Genomic DNA, 18,337 nt, shown 5'->3' with positions numbered 1-18,337 from the left:
GCGGGGGATTTAGAATGTCGTTATTACGTTTAAGTGAACAATTAGCAAAAGAATGTGATGAAAGCATTTTGCGCTTTCAATTATATAGAGAACTAGACAAAGAACCTGATTTTTTTGGTGAAGTAAAGCCACATGCCTACAAAATAGATGAAGTATTGCTTGAATGGGAAAAACTCGTTCGAACATGGATTCAAGTGAAGCGTCCAAAATATGTACATCCAAGTCAGATTGACTCTTTAATTGAATCCATGAAGCAATTCATCGTGCAATCATATTATAAAGGGACAAGCAAGAAACGATTTTTAAAATCGATTCATGCATCTAAATATACATTAGAAACGATTATGCAAGCGATCAAAGAAGTGGGGGATGAGTATGCGAGCAAATAAGAGCATACAGGAATTGTTAGATGACTGGAAAATAGATCAAAATCGCTTTTCTAGAATTGAACATATTCACGTAACGGAAGAGAAAGAAGCAATATATGCACCTTTTCCTGAAAAAATGCATCCTTCTATTCAAAAAGCATTAAAAAGCCGTGGAGTGCATCAATTATATGTCCATCAACGACAAGCCTTTGATGCTGCAACAGCTAAGAAATCTTATACGACCATTACCCCAACCGCCTCCGGAAAGTCGCTATGTTACCATCTACCGGTGCTTCAATCCATATTAGAAGACCCAACCTCGCGTGCTATTTATTTATTTCCAACAAAAGCTTTAGCTCAAGATCAAAAAAGTGATTTAAATGATTTAATCAAAGCAAGCGAGGAAGAAATACTAAGTTTTACCTATGATGGGGATACAGAACCGGGTATTAGACAAAAAGTACGCAAGTCAGGACATATTGTTTTGACAAATCCAGATATGCTGCACTCAGGGATACTTCCACATCACACGAAATGGGTATCTCTTTTTGAAAATCTAAAATATATTGTCATTGATGAAATTCATACATATAAGGGTGTATTTGGAAGTCATGTAGCGCATGTCATTAGAAGATTAAAACGTATTTGTGCATTTTACGGAAGCAATCCGCAATTTATATGCACTTCTGCAACGATCAAAAATCCAAAAGAGTTAGCGGAGAATCTAACGAATACAACCCATGAACTGATCGATCAAAATGGTGCACCTTCTGGAAAAAAACATTTTGTCTTTTACAACCCACCAATCGTTCATCCAGTATTTAATGTACGAAGAAGTGCCATTTTAGAAGTGCGAGATTTAGCCCAGGAATTGTATGTGAACGGCATTCAGACGATTGTATTTGCGAAGAGCCGGGTGCGTGTGGAAATGCTTGTCACCTATTTACAAGCTTTAGTAAGTAAAAAGATTAATGACCAAACGATTCGAGGATATCGCGGTGGTTACTTACCTTCTGAGCGAAGAACGATTGAAAAAGGGTTAAGAGATGGCATTATTCGAACGGTAGTAAGCACCAATGCCCTAGAACTTGGTGTCGATATCGGACAATTGCAAGCATGTATTATGACTGGTTACCCGGGAAATATTGCAAGTGCTTGGCAACAAGCGGGTCGTGCTGGTAGAAGACAAGATGAAGCGCTCATTATTTATGTGGCACAGTCTACCGCACTCGATCAATATGTGGTGAAGCATCCCGAATATTTTTTAGGTCAATCTCCAGAAGAAGTTCGTATTCATCCAGATAATATGATTATTTTAATGGATCATTTAAAATGTGCTGCATTTGAGCTGCCGTTTACGACACTGGATTCATATGCAGAGTTTTCTATTCAAGAATTACTCGCTTTTTTAGAGAGTGAAGGGGTTTTATTGAAAACAGCTGATAAATGGCATTGGATGTCTGAAAGTTTTCCGGCGAGTAATATTAGCTTGCGCTCAGCTTCACAAGAAAACGTCATCATCATTGATCAGTCAATACCAACGAAAACGAGAGTCATTGGGGAGATGGATCAATATAGTGCCATGACTTTACTACATGAAGAAGCGATTTACTTACACCAAGGTACGCAATTCCAAGTGGAAATACTCGATTGGGAAGAAAAGAAAGCATTTGTAAAAGAAGTAGATGTGGACTATTTCACAGACGCAAATATTGCGGTAGAGTTAAAAGTATTGAGTGAAGATAAGGAAAGAGATGCATCAATCGGAACGCTCAGGTTTGGTGACATTATTGTGCTCGCCCAGCCCACGATCTTCAAAAAAATAAAATTTGATACGCATGACAACATAGGCTCCGGGAAAATTCATTTACCACCACTTGAGTTACATACATCTTCAACTTGGTTTAGCTTTGATAAACCGAGCGATTGGACAGAAACGCTATTATCCGATGCAATGACAGGGGTTGCCTATGCATTACATGCCTTTATCCCATTATTCATCCATTGTGATGCAAAAGATATTCATGTTGTGCCACAAGTGAAATCAATTAATGCAGAAAAGCCAACTTTTTATATGTATGATAGTTATCCAGGTGGAATAGGGCTATCAGAAAGAATGTATGATTTATGGAATGAACTCGTTCCAAAAGTGATGGAACAAGTAGAAACATGCCCATGTACAAATGGATGTCCTGCGTGTATTGGTGCCCAAGATGCAGAGTTAAATTTGAAAAAAGAAGTGATTAAATTATTTCACTTGTTGTTGGTGAATGATCATGTCATATGAAAAGAAATTGATGCAAATGAAAGGACTCATAAAAAAGAATACAGTAAAAGAAGAGCCTAAAAAGGAAGTGGCTACGGTACCACTTCCTTTTTACACGGACAAATGGAAAGCGGCCGGTCTAAATTTAATACAAAATGAAAAAGGTTTTTTGTTTGTAAAAGAAACTTTTTATGACCAGTCGCATATACATGGAAACATTGGGCTACATCATTTGCATGAAGCAATTACATTTATGCAAGAAAAGTATCCTGATCATCCACTGACAGTTGCACCAAATACTCCTTTTTGTTTTTATGACACGGAAACAACGGGATTGAAAGGGACAGGTGTACTCATTTTTTTAAATGGCATGTTAAAGCAAATGGAAAATGGTTTTCTATTAACGCAGTATGTGCTAGCAGAACCAGGTCAAGAATCTTCTTTTTTGTATGAGTCACAGTTTTGGAAAACTGCGCAGACGATTATTACGTACAATGGCAAAAGTTTCGATTTGCCACAGTTGGCGTCAAGATGGACGATGAATCGAAATACGATACCTCCACTATTAGAACATGCGCAAATCGATTTGATGCACTCTTCAAAACGAATTTGGAAAGGAGAACTGGAACGATTTAAGTTAAAACAAGTAGAAGAGCAAAAACTAGGTTTTATCAGGGAAAATGATATTCCCGGCCATCTTGCCCCGATTATTTATTTTGATGCGGTGAAGCATGGAGATCCTACTAACCTCATGAAAGTGCTGAAGCATAATGAGTGGGATATTTTATCACTCGTAACGCTTTATATCCTATCCGTAAAGCTATTAAAAGAAGAGGAAGCGGTGGAATCCTCTGTCACGTATACGAATATAGGCAAGTGGTTTAGGGATTTAAAATCAGTGGATGCAAGTCTTGATTGGTTTCAGTTTGTTATTGATGAATTCGAGGAAGAGGAAGTAAGTGTGGCGTATTATTATGTTGGATTGCATTTGAAAAAACTGCAATTATTCGATGACAGTTTGGCTGCATTTCAAGCATCGTTAGTTAAAATAGTCGGGAAATATCGTATCGATGTTTATATGGAATTAGCAAAACTTTATGAACATCGGAAAAAAGATTACGAGATGGCTTTGGAAATAACGAGGAAATGCGCGGATTATTTAGCGGAAACACCAAATGTGGGAAGTCAAAAACAGCAATTACACTTACATCAAGATCTTCAAAAACGAGAAGCGAGAATAATTCGGAAATTAACTATTTCCCGGGAAAGCGCACAACCTAACAAAAAGCGAGCTTCCCGGCTTTAAAATGCTCCATTATTCGACATCGTTATGCTATAATACGGTTAGTGAAACAGACGGAAGGAAGATGCCATATGGAAACAAAATTAAAAACTTCAGATATACTTGAAAAAGAATTTAAAACGGGCCTAAGAGGCTACAATCAAGAAGAAGTTGATATTTTCTTAGATGACATCATTCAAGATTATGAAGCTTATGAAAAGAAAATTTCCCAACTTCAATCAGAGATCAATCAACTAAAAGAGGAACTTGCAGAAGCTCCAAAGAAAGTAGCACCAGCACCACCTCAAGTAGGAGCGACGAACTTTGATATTTTAAAAAGACTTTCTCATTTAGAAAAGCATGTATTTGGCAGTAAATTGTACGAATAATTATATTAATTCATATGCGTTGTAACTCGTCCAAATATCGATTATACTAGTACTACCACTTATATATCCGGGCAATCGCTGCAATGCTAGATCATTGTAGAGGAAAGTCCATGCTCACACAATTCTGAGATGAATGTAGTGTTCGTGCTTAGTGAAAAAATAAACTAAGGCAGCTAATTTAGCTGACGGCGGGATGAAGGCCTAAGTCTTAGGATATGGCTGACAATCTCTGAAAGTGCCACAGTGACGAAGCTGTATTGGAAACTTTACAGGTGGAACGAGGTAAACCCCACGAGTGAGAAACCCAAATTATGGTAGGGGAATTTTCTTGAAGGAAATGAACGGATAGAAGAACGAGAAGTAATTTTCGTAGATAGATGATTGCCATCTACATCGTACGAGGTAAAGCACCGTTTGAGTACCGTAGAAACAAAACATGGCTTATTGGGTGTATGAGTGGCTATACTTAATAATTACAAAGCTCTCCAAGCTTAGGAGAGCTTTTTTTTCCTTAATATAGTAAGAGGGTGGTGTAGAAATGGACACAATGCAACCATTTGAGCAACTTTCTTTATATCCTAATAATCTAATAAAAGAAATATTCAACTCTACGACAGAAGGAATAATGATTACAGATCAAAATATGCGCATTTCATTAGTTAACGCCGCTTTTGAAACTGTAACAGGCTATGCCTTGCAAGAAGTAGAAGGAAAGACGCCGAATATTTTACAATCAGGTAAGCAAGATGCAGTTTTTTATAAGAAGATGTGGAATGAAATAAAAAATAATGGTGTTTGGCGAGGCGAAATTTGGAACAAGAGAAAAAACGGGGAATTGTACCCTGAGTACTTAACCATCACTAGCATTGTAAATGGCAAAGGTGAAATTACACATTATTTTGGTGTTTTTTCCGATATTTCTCAAGAGAAATTCGTAGAAAAAGAGATAGAAGAGCTTACAACTACAGATTATTTAACAAATTTACCGAATCGGAACACCTTTAAGAAATTATTAGCTGACTTAATCGATGCCTCTGAAAATGATGCTAGTAAACATGCCGTTTTTTTTATAGACTTAGATCGTTTCAAACAGATCAATGAAACACTTGGAACCGAAATAGGGGATCTCATATTAACGGAAGTAGCAAATCGTATTCAGTCAATTGTAGGCACACAAGATTTTTTTGCACGATATGGCGGCGATGAATTTTTACTAACGAAAACGAGTATCGGGCATCAAAAAGAAGCGGCTCAATTTTCAAAAGAAATTTTAAAGCTATTAAATAAACCGTTCTATATAAATGAAAATGAAATATATATAACATCAAGTATAGGAATTAGTTTTTATCCGCAAGATGGAGAGGAAGTAGAAAAGCTCATTCATAAAGCAGATAAAGCAATGTATTTCGCAAAACAAAATGGACGAAACCAATACGCATTTTACTTTGAAGAATTAAAGCAAGATGCAAAGCGATTACTGTTACTGGAAGCAGAGCTCAGAAAAGCCATCCAAAAGAAAGAATTTGTTGTGCATTATCAACCGAAAGTGTCACTAGTGACGCAGCAAGTAATTGGAGTAGAGGCGCTAGTTAGATGGACAAATGATCAACTGGGATTTGTCTCACCAGGGGAATTTATCCCTTATGCAGAAGATACAGGATTAATCATCCCGCTAAGCGAAGTGATTTTAGAAAAGGTTTGTTTGGATATACTGGAATGGAACATACGGGGAGTATATTTGCCTGTTTCCATCAATATTGCAGCTCTACATTTTCAACAAGATGATTTTATCGAACGTATAAATTCAATCATCATGCAGCATAATTGTAGTCCACAGCAATTGGAGCTAGAGCTGACCGAGCGAACGGTGATGAAAGAAGCAGAAGAAGTCGTCAATAAATTGATCACGTTAAAAAGCATGGGATTCAAAATATCCATCGATGATTTTGGCACAGGCTATTCTTCCTTAAGCTATTTAAATCGCTTCCCTCTAAACTATTTAAAAATTGATAGTAGCTTTATCCAACAGATTGCATCTTTGCAAGATAAACAGGCTATTGTAGATTCCATTATTTTAATGGCACATAGATTACATATTAAAGTAGTAGCTGAAGGTGTAGAAACGAAAGATCAACTGAAGCTTTTAAAAGAAATGGGCTGTGATATCATTCAAGGATATTATTACAGTAAACCAATTCCAAGTTCAAAACTAATGGATTTTCTTGAACTGTGGGAAATTCATAAGCAAGAAAGGATTATATAATGACAACATTTAAATTAGTAGCAACTTCCGCAATGGGGTTAGAATCAATCGTTGCCGATGAAGTAAAAGCATTAGGATATGAAACAACAACTGAAAACGGGAAAGTGTATTTTGAAGGAGATAAACGTGCTATCGCACGTGCAAACATATGGCTACGTGTTGCTGATCGTGTGAAAATCGTGGCAGCTCAGTTTCCTGTAAAAACGTTTGATGAGCTTTTTGAACGAACAAAAGCGATACAATGGGAAAAGTTTTTACCAGTGGATGCCGCATTCCCAGTACAAGGGAAATCCGTTAAATCTACCTTATTCAGTGTACCTGATTGCCAGGCAATCGTGAAAAAGGCAGTTGTAGAGCGATTAAAACTTGCCTATAAACGAATTGGATTTTTAGATGAATCTGGAGCAACATACAAAATCGAAATCAGTATTTTAAAAGACGTTGCGACGATTACAATAGATACGAGTGGTGCAGGACTTCATAAACGTGGTTACCGTCAAGACCAAGGGGAAGCTCCTTTAAAAGAAACGCTAGCAGCTGCACTTGTGAAAATTTCCAAATGGAGCCCAAGCCGTCCTTTCGTCGATCCATTTTGCGGATCTGGGACAATTCCGATTGAAGCAGCGATGATTGGACAAAATATTGCTCCAGGTTTTAATCGTGATTTTCATAGTGAAGCTTGGTCTTGGATGCCTAAAACGATTTGGGATGATGTACGCAACGAAGCAGAAGACCTTGCCAATTATGACCAAGAGCTTCAAATTATTGGTTCTGATATCGATCATAAAATGATTCAAATGGCAGAACAAAATGCATTCGAATCAGGCTTTGGAGATATTATCACTTTTAAACAAATGCAAGCACGTGATTTTACTACGTCCTTAACAGACGGAGTAATGATTGGAAACCCTCCTTACGGTGAGCGTATTGGGGAAATCGAAGAAATCGAGCAAGTCATTAGTGATTTAGGTCATTTAATGAGCAAATATCCATCTTGGTCCGTTTATATGCTTTCATCTATGGAAAACTTTGAAAATGCATACGGTAAAAAAGCAACGAAAAAACGCAAATTATTTAATGGTTTTATCCGAACAGATTATTATCAGTTTTGGGGTAAACGTTCTTAAAAGGTAAGGGAGACTTGGTTCTCCCTTTCTTTTACGTTATCTCCTATATTGGATTTTATATACGAAGGCAAAATTGATGGAAGTAGGGAGTTTTACAATGAAAAATGCGTTACCATTTCAATTATCAAAAGATAAAAATTTCTTTGATTCATTAGGAGATTGGATGGGAGATGTTCTGTATGATGAATTACCAGAAAAAGGATTTGAATGCCGAGACGAACAAATTTTCATGGCCTATCAAATTGAGAAGACATTAAAAGAAAAAAATGTATTATTTGCAGAAGCTGGTGTAGGTACAGGCAAAACAATCGCCTACTTACTACCCGCTATTTCGTATGCACGATACACAGGTAAACCAGCATTGATCGCCTGTGCCGATGAAACACTGATCGAGCAATTGGTAAAAGAAGCCGGCGATATTTTTAAACTTCAAAATTATTTAGATATTAACATAGACGTTCGTTTAGCTAAATCACGTGACCAATATTTATGCTTGAAACGTTTAGAAGAAGCACAAAAAGATGGCGACAATGATTTCTTTTTAGAAGAGATTGAAGATCAAATTCCGGATTTTGTGTATGGGCATTCTTCTCTTCAAAAAATCTATCCATATGGTGAACGTAGCCAGTTTCCTGGTGTCAGTGATGAAGACTGGCAAAAAGTAAATTATCATCCGACACAGCAATGTATGGTATGTGATGTACGTAACCGTTGTGGTCAGACGATTCATCGTCAAAACTATCGTCAGTCTACCGATTTAATCATTTGTTCCCATGAGTTTCTAATGGAACATATTTGGACGAAAGAATCTCGCGTGCGAGAAGGACAAATGCCATTACTACCGGATGTGTCCATGATTGTGTTAGATGAAGGGCATTTACTGGAGTATGCAGCGCAAAAAGCGTTGACATACGAAGTGCAAAGCGAAACCCTTATTCAATTATTAGAACGTGTCATGGTAGACGGTGTTCGTGAAAAAACATTGCATTTAATGGAAATATTACAAGAAACACATGACCGTATTTTCGGCATTTTAAGAAAAAATAGCACCGAAGAAGAAAGCGAACGAATGAAAATCGACAAGACACCGGAACTCATCCAAATGTGCAAACAAGCCATTCGTATTACAGATGAGTTGTTAGAAGAATTTGTATTTGAGTCAGAGCTATTTACGATTCCTGAATATGAACTTCGAATGGTAGAGGAATTTTTGGAGCAGTATGCATTCTCTTTACGTTTATTCACGGAAAAAGGGGACGGCGTAGAATGGCTAGAAATCATTGATGGACATGAAACACTTATCGTGATGCCGCGTCTAGTAACTGATATCTTGCACGAAAAATTATTCACTTCTCAATTACCAATCGTCTTTTCATCTGCTACTTTATCGATTGAAAAAGATTTTACCTATATAGCAGATTCTTTAGGAATTGAAAAGTTCCAATCATTTTCGGTTGAATCACCGTTTGATTATGATGAAGTGATGAAAATTTATACGCACCAATCCAATCAAGATGATAAAATAAAACAAGTAGATGCAATTTTAGAAAATAAACAGCAAACATTAATATTATTTAAATCGAAAGCAGCGATGGAACAATTCCGTTCTCGTACGTCTACTTCTACAAATATCGTATTTGAAGGAGATCGTGAGCTTTCGACCATCGTAAAAGAGTTTCAAAATGGTGATTTTGCTACACTATGTTCTTATCATCTATGGGAAGGGCTCGATTTGCCACAAGAAGCTTTAACGAGAGTAATTATTTATGATTTGCCATTCCCATTAGCAGATCCATTATTTGATGCAAAACGATCATTTTCAAATGATCCATTCGAAGAAGTGGAGTTACCATTCATGCTCTTAAGATTGCAACAAGGAATCGGACGATTAATCCGTACTTCGAGTGACCATGGGGAAATTCATCTATTACTGAATGAAGAAGAAGCAAAACTAGAAAGTAGATTTACAGGGATTTTGCCTACAACAATCTAATGTTCATTACAAGGGGGAATTGAAATGACAGTCGAACAACAATTTTTAGATTACGTGAAAAAAATAGGTGCATACAATGAAGCGTTGGGAGTATTATATTGGGATATGCGCACAGGAGCTCCGAAAAAAGGGCTTGATCAACGTTCGGAAGTAGTAGGGGTACTTGCGACAGATGTGTTTAATCTATCTACTTCTGATGAACTAAAAAGCCTTTTAGACGAATTAGAACCTAAACTGAATTCAGTGAGTGAAGTGACGAAACGTGTTCACGAAGAAGTAAAAAAAGAATACGATCTTAGTAAAAATATTCCGGCAGAAGAATATAAAAAGTTTGTCATTCTTCAGTCTAAATCTGAATCTGTTTGGGAAGAAGCAAAAGATAAAAATGATTGGGAAATGTTCCTACCTTATTTAAAAGAAATGGTGGATACGTTAAAGCAGTTTGTTATCTATTGGGGAGTAAAAGATGACAATCCGTACAATGTGCTGTTAGACCAATACGAACCAGGTATGACTACGGATGTATTAGATAAAGTATTTGGAGAGTTAAGAGGTCGAATTGTACCTCTATTAAAGAAGATTGCAGAATCTCCAAACCAACCAAAAACAGATTTCATATTTAAACATTTTGATAAAAAACAACAAGAGGCATTTAGTTTAGATGTACTAAAACAATTAGGTTATGATTTCGAAGCGGGGAGATTGGATGAAACAGTTCACCCGTTTGAAACTGGCTTAAATCGCGGAGATGTTCGTATTACAACAAAATATGATGAATCGGATTTCCGCTCTGCTGTTTTTGGGACTATTCACGAATGTGGCCATGCAATGTACGATCAAAATGTGAGCGAAGAATTAACTGGAACACCTTTAGCTGGCGGAGCTTCGATGGGAATACACGAATCCCAATCGCTCTTCTATGAAAACTTTGTGGGACGCAATCCGAAATTCTGGGAACAGAATTATGAAAAATTGCAAAGTTATTCACCAGAGCAATTCGGGGATGTTGCTATGGAAGATTTTTTACGTGCCATTAATGAAGTGAAGCCTTCTTTAATCCGAATTGAAGCAGATGAACTGACATATGCACTGCATATTATGATTCGTTATGAAATAGAAAAAGGATTATTCAACGGAGATTTAAAAGTAGAAGATTTACCAGAAATCTGGAACGCTAAGTATGAAGAATATTTAGGAGTACGACCAGAAACGAATGCGGAAGGTATTTTACAAGACGTCCATTGGGCTGGAGCAAGCTTTGGCTATTTCCCATCCTATGCGCTTGGATATATGTATGCTTCTCAATTCAAAGCAGCTATGCTAAAAGATATTCCTAACTTTGATGAGTTATTTGAAAAAGGCGATTTGTCTCCAATCAAAAACTGGCTTGCACAAAATGTACATCAATATGGAGCTTTAAAAAAACCGCTAGAAATCTTGAAAGATGCTACAGGAGAAGGGCTTAACGGCAATTATCTTGCAGACTATTTAGAAGAAAAGTATACGAAGATTTATCAGCTCTAATCGATTTTCAAAAATTAATATAAACGACAAAAATCCATGTGTTTTCAAAACACATGGATTTTTTAGCTCTTTAGGGGTATGTAGATAACATTCTCATAACGATATAAGTGTATCACTGTTTAGGATACTGCGCGGTAGCAAGCTCAAATAAGGGGGCAGCTATATTTCCTCCGAGCGAGTGATGAGACGAGTTGCTACATCACTAACGCTCTTGCAGGGTTTCACACCATCGAGCGAAGTTCCAAATGATGGCAAAGGGCAATCAAAAAGCTATTGAAGGCAACTAATTTTAGTACGAAAGCAACTAAAATCAGCATGAGAGCAACTAAATTGCCCAGGAGAGCAACTAATTTCTTACAGTAGCAAGTTTACTTGGATTGAGACGACCATGATTTCGATTTATTATAGAAATAATATGCCTAAAAGCTCGCCGAACTCGCATAGCCGGCATCTGCTCGACTAGTTTGTAGTGTTCAGCGGTCGCATTGTCGTGTTCAAAGGCGAGATTGTCGTGTTCGTAGTGTATATTGTCTCGTTCAACCATTTATTGTTAATTCTGGATGCTGATAAGTTAGTGATTTCCATTGATTTTCGCTGCAAGCGTCGACTCCAGCCGAGGCCAACAGGATGTTGGTCACAAAGGCGTTGCCACACGATGTGGCGTTCTTAGCTTTTGTTCATCTGTTTGAGCAAAATGAGCCATCCAACGTACACCTAAGCGGCGGGGATGGCTCATCGCTTACCCGGCGGAAAGCGTACGATTGCAACGTAAATCCTAGCGGCCACCTAATAGGATTTACGGCGCAGTTCCCCATTATATGTCTCATTCCATTCATCGTTCCCATTTTCTATATCGGTTTAGAGCCAGACGTTTTAGGGCTTTTGTTCCTAGAAATGGTATCACGTTAAGCAAACGTTTCAAAATACTTTCCTACTGTAAATTCGGATGGAGAGCATCCATGACAAAATATAGATAAGTAAAACAGAAACAACGACTATTAAATAGAAAAGAGAATTATCTAGAGATAAAACAGTATGAACGAGCTCTCTTATTCGATCATTTAAATTTGGTATAAACATATTGACAATAATAAAATAAAGGACAAATAAAACAGCAAAGGCAATCATTAAATATTGACTTGTAAGTAGGTAGGAAAATGGAAAAGCGAATGAAATAAATAGCATAACGATACTCATAGTGAACAATAATTGTTCCAATTGGATCATTTCTTTATGAATAATCAAATTTCCAATGAAAATAGTAGCCAGAACTAGGAAAATAAAAACACATGCACCTATATATTTAGAACTGACAATTTCTTTTCGCGTATAAGGTAAAGAATTGAATAAGAGATTGCTAGAGGATTTTTCATCCATTGAAAAACCTTGCATGATGAGAGCAATACAAAACAAAACCCCTATCCAAATTGTAGAACTGCCTAAAAACAAATAAGCGAATAACGGTAGTAACAAAATCATTAATGTTTTTTTCTGTAAAGCAATATCTTTACGAATGAGATTCCACATATTTATCTTTTCCTTTCTTTGTATATAGCATAATATCTTCCAGTGTAGGCTTTTCTAAAATGACTGCATCTCTAAAAACTTTTTTTGTACGTTGTTTATTTCCTGTTAATGCTTCAAATCCATGATTGGATTTTCGAATAGCAATAAATTCTTTTTCAGTATCACGATCTAATAGATTCGTCTCACCTTTTACAATCGCGTATTCTTCTTCGATTTTATAATGTTCTTTAGTAAATATATGCTCTCCATTATGAATAAAAGTAATATAATCAGCTATCCGATCTAAATCTGTTGTAATATGTGTGGAAAAAAAGATTGTTTTCTCCCCGGTTTGCATCAATTCATGGAGAAGCTCTAAAAGTTCTCGACGAAATATGGGATCTAGTCCCGACGTTGGTTCATCCATAATAATTAGTTCTGCATGATGAGATAATGCAATCGTTAAAGAAGCCTTCATCATCATGCCTTTGGAAAAGTTTTTTATATTTTTATTTAATGGCAGTTCAAACTTTTCTACATACTGGTTAAATAATGCATCGTCCCAGTTTTTATAGGCAGGTTTAATAATTCGTTTCATTTCTTTTAAGGTGATGTTTTCATATAAAATGTTTTCATCGAAGACGAAACCGATTCGTTGTTTTATTTCTTTTTCGTGATTTTTGTAATTCAAACCGAAAATAGAAACAGTTCCACTATCAGGTTGTAGTAAATTCATAATTAGCTTAATTGTTGTGGATTTTCCTACTCCATTCCCACCGATAAACCCAGTAACAAAACCTCTTTTTACCGAAATAGAGAAGTCCTGTAGTTTAAATCCGTTAAACGACTTATTTACACCTTGCAGTTCAATTATATTTTCCATCATGCTTCCTCCTTATATAACAACGTAAGCAGTTCTTTTAACTCCGATAATTCAACTCCTATTTCCTTACTATTTTGAATTGCAGCCATTAGCTGTTCTTCGATTACTTTCATTTTTCGCTCCATGATCATTTCATTATTTTGTTCGGATACATAGGATCCTTTTCCAACTACTGAATAGATAAAACCGTTTTTTTCAAGTTCTTCGTATGCTCTTTTTGTTGTAATGACGCTAATATCTAAATCCTTGGCTAATTGGCGCATAGAGGGTAGAGACTGACCAGGCTGCAATTCATTGGTCAAAATATGTTTCTTCACTTGCGTATAAATTTGTTCGTAAATTGGTTCTTTCGAATAATTCGAGATAATAATTTGCATGCAAAAACCTCTTTTTTAAAAATAGTGTATATATACTTTATATACACTATATACGAAGGCTAATTAATTTACAATCGTTTTAAAGAAATTATTTGCAGTGTATTTATAAATACCAATGAGAATGGTAATACATAGAGTGTTTTTTTGTAGTAATAATTGGAGTAATGCTTCATTAAGGGAAGAACTAATTTGGGGAATTTGCATAGAATAAATAATGCAAAGGCCTAGACCTTCTTAAAATAATGAAAGTCATTTATGTAAAAAGTGTTAAAGCCAAGAGTATTTGATTATTAATATGTAAACAAGGTGGGGATAAAAATTCTATGTTGGACGATCAATTTATACCAAAAATAAAATTTAATCCCGAAAAAGTAAGTATGTCAACTACTGCTCATAATTTTCATTATATTAACAAGGATGGAAAGTTGACATGTCCTTGGTTTAACTTTGATGCTATACAAAAGAGAAATGATTCACAAAAAAATGTATTTACTTTTTCTGCTAATTCTGTTTCTTCTCACTTAAATGCAGCAGATAAAGAAGAGAACCATGATAGTATTTTTGAATCCACAACAGTGGTAGCTCCAGGTGTCACTGAAGATACGGAAGACTTACTTGTTGCTTCTAAAAGTAAGATAAATCTTGACCACCATAATAAACGACAACATCGTCGTATATTTGAAAATGATGATGTTAACATAAAAAAAGAATATATGAATGAATCTGTTCAACATCAAAAAGTACAGAAAAAGACAATCAAAATCCCTTTTTCTCTTTTTGCGAAAATCCATAATTTCCGTTATCCTCCAATCGGAGCTCTACTAGGGCTAGAGGAAGTATCACAGTCTGAGCATAACCTAGAAAGGGAAGATGTATTAGAGCCAGAAACAATTGAAGTCAATCCTAATAACGAACTTGTTCAACATCTAAAAGTACAGAAAAAGACAATCAGCATCCCATTCTCTCTTTTTACGAAAATCCATAATTTCCGATATCCACCAATCGATGCCTCAATAAATCTGGAGGAAGTACATCAATCTGAACATAATCTCGAAAGGGAAGATATATTAGATTCCGGCCCACTAGAGGTTGAACTTGATAAAAATAAAAAAGCATACAAAAAGACGATCAAAATTCCAATCTCTCTTTTCTCAAAAATTCATAAATTGCGTTATCCTCCAATCAATGTTCCACTAAGGCAGGAAGTAGTATTTCAGCCCGAATATAACCTTGAAATGAAAGGTATTTTAGAACAAGAGAACAAAACAGATAAACTTCTAAAAGTACACAAAAATTCAATCAAAATCCCTTTTTCTCTTTTCGCGAAAATTCATAATTTCCGTTATCCACCAATCGAAGCCATCAAAGAGCAAGAAAAAGCGTCTCAATCGGAGCATAAGCTAGAAAACGAAAATAGAGTAGATCATTCAACTATTGGAAATCAAAATAACGCGGAAAACGATAAAACAAATCACTCAAATAAGATAAGTGGACAGACTGAGACACGTTTAAAAAATTTAAAAATCCCATTCTCTACTTTTGCTGAAATTGAAAACTTTCACCACTTTCCACTATTCGGAAGTACGATGCAAAATACATTTAAATTTATTGATCCATCTGATAATAAAAAGACCCCCCAATTAGCCACAAAACTATTTGATACAACTACTTACTATCAAGACCAACCATATTGTCACCTAATTGGTTTTAAATCGCATGACCTCATTTTCTCTAACAATGAAAAAAGGGAGGGACGAGAGAACAAAAATAAGCAAAAGGGTTTCAATAGAGCTGTTGCAGTACCAATTCATGATTCACTTTCTATAAAAGAAGGAGAACCAAATAATGCATACCCCCATCATAAGTATGTATATACGAGAGTTCCTGTTGTAATTGGGGAATATAATATGGAATTCTGTTTAGACGAAGTAGTTTTATTTGAAGAGAAAGTTTATCAAGTAAAGGAGATTTCTAAAGTAGTAGAGTTAACTAATTGCAAATTTGTTCCAACTAAATTTTCTCCTAAAACTGCTAGTAGAGAACGTATTGCATTAACAGGGACACTCTTTATTGAAGGGAACATACATCAAAGTATCGAATATCTCGCTATTGCAAAAGAGGAACAACATCTTCATCCATTACATCAAAACATAGTGATAGAACTAATAATCCAATTACTGCAAGTACAAAAAGTGATAAATCAGCAATAAATCTTAAAGGAAAACTTCTAAATAATTTGTTCTTATTTTTATAAAAGAGCAACGGAAGGAACTCCGTTTTCTTCATACGAACAAAAGCTGCCTTGTATATGGACTACAAGGCGGCTTTTATTGTGCCTAAAAATGAAGTTTTAAAAATCCCAATTTTTAACGCCATTTTTTGTCCAAGTATCCAAATTTAATCACGGTCTAATGGTATGAATGAAAAACAAATTATATTATTTTTTTGTATAAAATAACAAGCAGAACTTTATATTTTGCCATTCCTCTGTGTTTATTGCTTATATGCTAGTCTTACCTATAACATACTTTAGAACGTAAAGAAGAATGAATGGAGGAAATAGCACTTTGAGCGAACAAAATGAAATAAGCAGTCAATACTTCCCTGATGTTATTCCGTGTCCAGTTGAGGCAAAGTCATTAACCCCCTTAAAGGATGAACGGGCAACACCATGTATAATTCCACCGCCTGCTAGACCAATCCTTAAGGTTCCTGCTGTATTAGCAGAAACAACAATTCAAATCGTAGTGGAAGCTAACATTCCGCTAAACCCACCAGCTAGTGAAATTAAAAGGGTATTCAAGGATGTTTTTCTAACGCAATGTAAACTTGTTCCTGTGCGTTTTGGGGAAGAAATATGCAATGATGCTGTACGTTCAGTAACAAAAGCAAAATTGTTTATAGAAGGATATATTCGTAAAGATATCGAGTATGCTACGGTGAATTGTGACGACGTCATTCGGGATCGTATTGCCACAGTTCCATTTTCTGGTTTTACAGATTTAACAAGCGACGACTTTTTCCTTCTACCTATTTTAGGTGATTCATCAGAAAGTAGATCCCGTTTTAATAATCCAAAAAACCATGATAATCCTCGCCTAGATAAATACTTTTTTGAAAATAATGTTTTTTATAATGAACAACCATATGGCGAGCTAGTAAGTGCCAATTTCTATGAACTTGATTTTTCACCATGTCCAGCCGGTGTAGGTGAATCGTTTGATACACTACGTGAAAAAATTGTAGTTGATCTCACACTGAAAGTATTACAAGTAAGACAAGTGAGAGTTACAGCTTTAGGGCTATAATAGCTCATCAAATAAAAAAACAATACCTATTACAATCGTTTAGAGATAAAGAGTTGAACAACATACTATAAGTTGAAGGCTGAGTATATTCAAGTTGATGAATAAAAAAAGCAGAAGATTTGAAAGGAGGTGATATTGATGAGTGAACAAAATATTACAAATACTGGGGATTGTTCCATTAATCGTCCATGTCCGGTGGATGCGGTGACTTTAACACCTCTACATGATGAAGTAGCAAGACCTTGTTTAGTTCCATCGAATATTAGTCCGATCCTTAAAGTTCCTGTTGTCTTAGCAGAAACTACCCTTCAAATCGTAGTAGAAGCGAATATTCCACTTAATCCACCTGCAAGTGAAATTAAAAGAGTGTTTAAAGATGTTTTTATCACACAATGTAAACTTGTTCCCGTACGTTTCGGAAAAGAAGAATGCCATGGTGCAGTTCGTACTGTAACAAGAGCAAAATTGTTTGTGGAAGGATTTATTCGCAAAGATATTGAGTATGCTACTACGAATTGTAATGGATTTATTCGCGATCGAATTGCTACTGTTCCATTTTCTGGTTTTGCAGAATTAAAGGCTGGAGACTTTTTCGTTTACCCTACAATAGGCGGTTCTTCCGAAAGCAGATCCCGATTCATTGATCCGAAAAACAGTGATATTCCACGTTTGGATAAATACTTCTTTGAAAATAATGTTTATTATAATGAGCAACCATATTGCGAGTTAGTAAGTGCAGATTTCTTTGAGCTTGATTTTTCACCGTGTCCAACAGATGTAGGTGAATCATTTAGCACGCTACGTGAGAAAATCGTAGTGGATCTTACACTGAAGGTATTACAAGAAAGACAAGTGAGAGTTGATGCTTTAGGGCTATGATAATATCATTCAAAAAGTACCACGAGTAGATTGGTTTATATGAATTGAAACGCTTGATGAAAATCAGGCGTTTTTATGATGTGCGCCCGGCATGCACATGAACTATAGGGTGCAAGTCCCGAACCCCGAAGACAGAAGTAGGGGTTAGCCAAGAGCAAGGGTGTCCGTGGTG

14 protein-coding genes and 1 other RNA gene are annotated in these 18,337 nt (G+C 36.0%); 12 read left to right on the top strand and 3 right to left on the bottom strand.

Translation table 11 applies throughout. The features are described 5' to 3' along the window. Window positions 1-14 precede the first annotated feature (14 nt). The 9 genes from ACIQ38_RS21240 to ACIQ38_RS21200 all read left to right on the top strand — a co-directional run bounded on the left by ACIQ38_RS21240 (window position 15) and on the right by ACIQ38_RS21200 (window position 11,212). Window positions 15-389 (top strand): YppE family protein, encoded by a 375-nt coding sequence (locus ACIQ38_RS21240; RefSeq protein ID WP_402828050.1) that lies wholly within the window; start codon window positions 15-17, stop codon window positions 387-389. Then, entirely contained in the window at window positions 376-2,655 is a 2,280-nt protein-coding gene (locus ACIQ38_RS21235) for a DEAD/DEAH box helicase (RefSeq protein WP_402828047.1), read from the top strand. Before ACIQ38_RS21240 ends, ACIQ38_RS21235 begins: the two co-directional genes overlap by 14 nt. Continuing rightward, window positions 2,645-3,940 carry a ribonuclease H-like domain-containing protein gene (locus ACIQ38_RS21230; RefSeq protein ID WP_402828044.1) on the top strand — a complete coding sequence of 432 codons (1,296 nt, stop codon included), beginning with the start codon at window positions 2,645-2,647 and terminating at the stop codon, window positions 3,938-3,940. The genes ACIQ38_RS21235 and ACIQ38_RS21230 overlap by 11 nt, the downstream gene beginning before the upstream one ends. 68 nt (window positions 3,941-4,008) lie before the next feature. Next, window positions 4,009-4,305 (top strand): cell division regulator GpsB, encoded by a 297-nt coding sequence (gene gpsB, locus ACIQ38_RS21225; RefSeq protein ID WP_402828041.1) that lies wholly within the window; start codon window positions 4,009-4,011, stop codon window positions 4,303-4,305. A 63-nt stretch (window positions 4,306-4,368) separates the two neighbouring features. Beyond that, window positions 4,369-4,754: RNase P RNA component class B (rnpB, locus tag ACIQ38_RS21220), an RNA gene on the top strand. 89 nt (window positions 4,755-4,843) lie between these two features. After that, window positions 4,844-6,568 (top strand): putative bifunctional diguanylate cyclase/phosphodiesterase, encoded by a 1,725-nt coding sequence (locus tag ACIQ38_RS21215; RefSeq protein ID WP_402828038.1) that lies wholly within the window; start codon window positions 4,844-4,846, stop codon window positions 6,566-6,568. Continuing rightward, window positions 6,568-7,695: a THUMP domain-containing class I SAM-dependent RNA methyltransferase gene (locus ACIQ38_RS21210; protein WP_402828036.1), complete on the top strand. Its 1,128-nt coding sequence runs from the start codon at window positions 6,568-6,570 to the stop codon at window positions 7,693-7,695. The genes ACIQ38_RS21215 and ACIQ38_RS21210 overlap by 1 nt, the downstream gene beginning before the upstream one ends. Window positions 7,696-7,792: 97 nt before the next feature. After that, the gene (locus ACIQ38_RS21205) at window positions 7,793-9,688 is read left to right on the top strand and encodes an ATP-dependent DNA helicase (RefSeq protein WP_402828033.1); all 1,896 of its coding nucleotides are present in this window, start codon (window positions 7,793-7,795) and stop codon (window positions 9,686-9,688) included. A gap of 24 nt (window positions 9,689-9,712) precedes the next feature. Beyond that, window positions 9,713-11,212, top strand: coding sequence for a carboxypeptidase M32 (locus ACIQ38_RS21200; protein WP_402828030.1), 1,500 nt, complete (start codon window positions 9,713-9,715; stop codon window positions 11,210-11,212). A gap of 918 nt (window positions 11,213-12,130) precedes the next feature. On the opposite strand, the gene ACIQ38_RS21195 is transcribed toward ACIQ38_RS21200, so the two are convergent. The 3 genes from ACIQ38_RS21195 to ACIQ38_RS21185 are packed head-to-tail and all read right to left on the bottom strand — an operon-like array spanning window position 12,131 to window position 13,978. After that, window positions 12,131-12,739: an ABC-2 transporter permease gene (locus tag ACIQ38_RS21195; protein WP_402828027.1), complete on the bottom strand. Its 609-nt coding sequence runs from the start codon at window positions 12,737-12,739 to the stop codon at window positions 12,131-12,133. Beyond that, window positions 12,720-13,601 (bottom strand): ABC transporter ATP-binding protein, encoded by an 882-nt coding sequence (locus ACIQ38_RS21190; RefSeq protein ID WP_402828024.1) that lies wholly within the window; start codon window positions 13,599-13,601, stop codon window positions 12,720-12,722. The genes ACIQ38_RS21195 and ACIQ38_RS21190 overlap by 20 nt, the downstream gene beginning before the upstream one ends. Then, window positions 13,601-13,978, bottom strand: coding sequence for a GntR family transcriptional regulator (locus ACIQ38_RS21185; RefSeq protein WP_402828021.1), 378 nt, complete (start codon window positions 13,976-13,978; stop codon window positions 13,601-13,603). Before ACIQ38_RS21185 ends, ACIQ38_RS21190 begins: the two co-directional genes overlap by 1 nt. 323 nt (window positions 13,979-14,301) lie before the next feature. Between ACIQ38_RS21185 and ACIQ38_RS21180 the strand changes: the two genes are divergently transcribed. The 3 genes from ACIQ38_RS21180 to ACIQ38_RS21170 all read left to right on the top strand — a co-directional run bounded on the left by ACIQ38_RS21180 (window position 14,302) and on the right by ACIQ38_RS21170 (window position 18,165). After that, window positions 14,302-16,188, top strand: a complete 1,887-nt coding sequence (locus tag ACIQ38_RS21180; protein WP_402828018.1) for a BC_2427 family protein — start codon at window positions 14,302-14,304, stop codon at window positions 16,186-16,188. Window positions 16,189-16,563: 375 nt separating this feature from the next. After that, on the top strand, window positions 16,564-17,286 hold the full coding sequence (locus ACIQ38_RS21175; RefSeq protein WP_402828320.1) for a CsxC family protein: 723 nt from the start codon (window positions 16,564-16,566) through the stop codon (window positions 17,284-17,286). A 138-nt stretch (window positions 17,287-17,424) separates the two neighbouring features. After that, complete coding sequence (locus tag ACIQ38_RS21170) at window positions 17,425-18,165, top strand: CsxC family protein (RefSeq protein WP_402828015.1); 741 nt, start codon at window positions 17,425-17,427, stop codon at window positions 18,163-18,165. Window positions 18,166-18,337 lie beyond the last annotated feature (172 nt).

This window comes from Psychrobacillus sp. NPDC096389 (assembly GCF_044762855.1).
Taxonomy (GTDB): Bacteria; Bacillota; Bacilli; order Bacillales_A; family Planococcaceae; genus Psychrobacillus.
This window is presented reverse-complemented; position numbering and strand designations above follow the sequence as displayed.

Coding starts and splice junctions, on each gene's coding strand:
- ACIQ38_RS21240 (WP_402828050.1), top strand. CDS start 15: ATGTCGTTATTACGTTTAAGTGAACAATTAGCAAAAGAATGTGATGAA.
- ACIQ38_RS21235 (WP_402828047.1), top strand. CDS start 376: ATGCGAGCAAATAAGAGCATACAGGAATTGTTAGATGACTGGAAAATA.
- ACIQ38_RS21230 (WP_402828044.1), top strand. CDS start 2,645: ATGTCATATGAAAAGAAATTGATGCAAATGAAAGGACTCATAAAAAAG.
- gpsB (WP_402828041.1), top strand. CDS start 4,009: ATGGAAACAAAATTAAAAACTTCAGATATACTTGAAAAAGAATTTAAA.
- ACIQ38_RS21215 (WP_402828038.1), top strand. CDS start 4,844: ATGGACACAATGCAACCATTTGAGCAACTTTCTTTATATCCTAATAAT.
- ACIQ38_RS21210 (WP_402828036.1), top strand. CDS start 6,568: ATGACAACATTTAAATTAGTAGCAACTTCCGCAATGGGGTTAGAATCA.
- ACIQ38_RS21205 (WP_402828033.1), top strand. CDS start 7,793: ATGAAAAATGCGTTACCATTTCAATTATCAAAAGATAAAAATTTCTTT.
- ACIQ38_RS21200 (WP_402828030.1), top strand. CDS start 9,713: ATGACAGTCGAACAACAATTTTTAGATTACGTGAAAAAAATAGGTGCA.
- ACIQ38_RS21195 (WP_402828027.1), bottom strand. CDS start 12,739: ATGTGGAATCTCATTCGTAAAGATATTGCTTTACAGAAAAAAACATTA.
- ACIQ38_RS21190 (WP_402828024.1), bottom strand. CDS start 13,601: ATGGAAAATATAATTGAACTGCAAGGTGTAAATAAGTCGTTTAACGGA.
- ACIQ38_RS21185 (WP_402828021.1), bottom strand. CDS start 13,978: ATGCAAATTATTATCTCGAATTATTCGAAAGAACCAATTTACGAACAA.
- ACIQ38_RS21180 (WP_402828018.1), top strand. CDS start 14,302: ATGTTGGACGATCAATTTATACCAAAAATAAAATTTAATCCCGAAAAA.
- ACIQ38_RS21170 (WP_402828015.1), top strand. CDS start 17,425: ATGAGTGAACAAAATATTACAAATACTGGGGATTGTTCCATTAATCGT.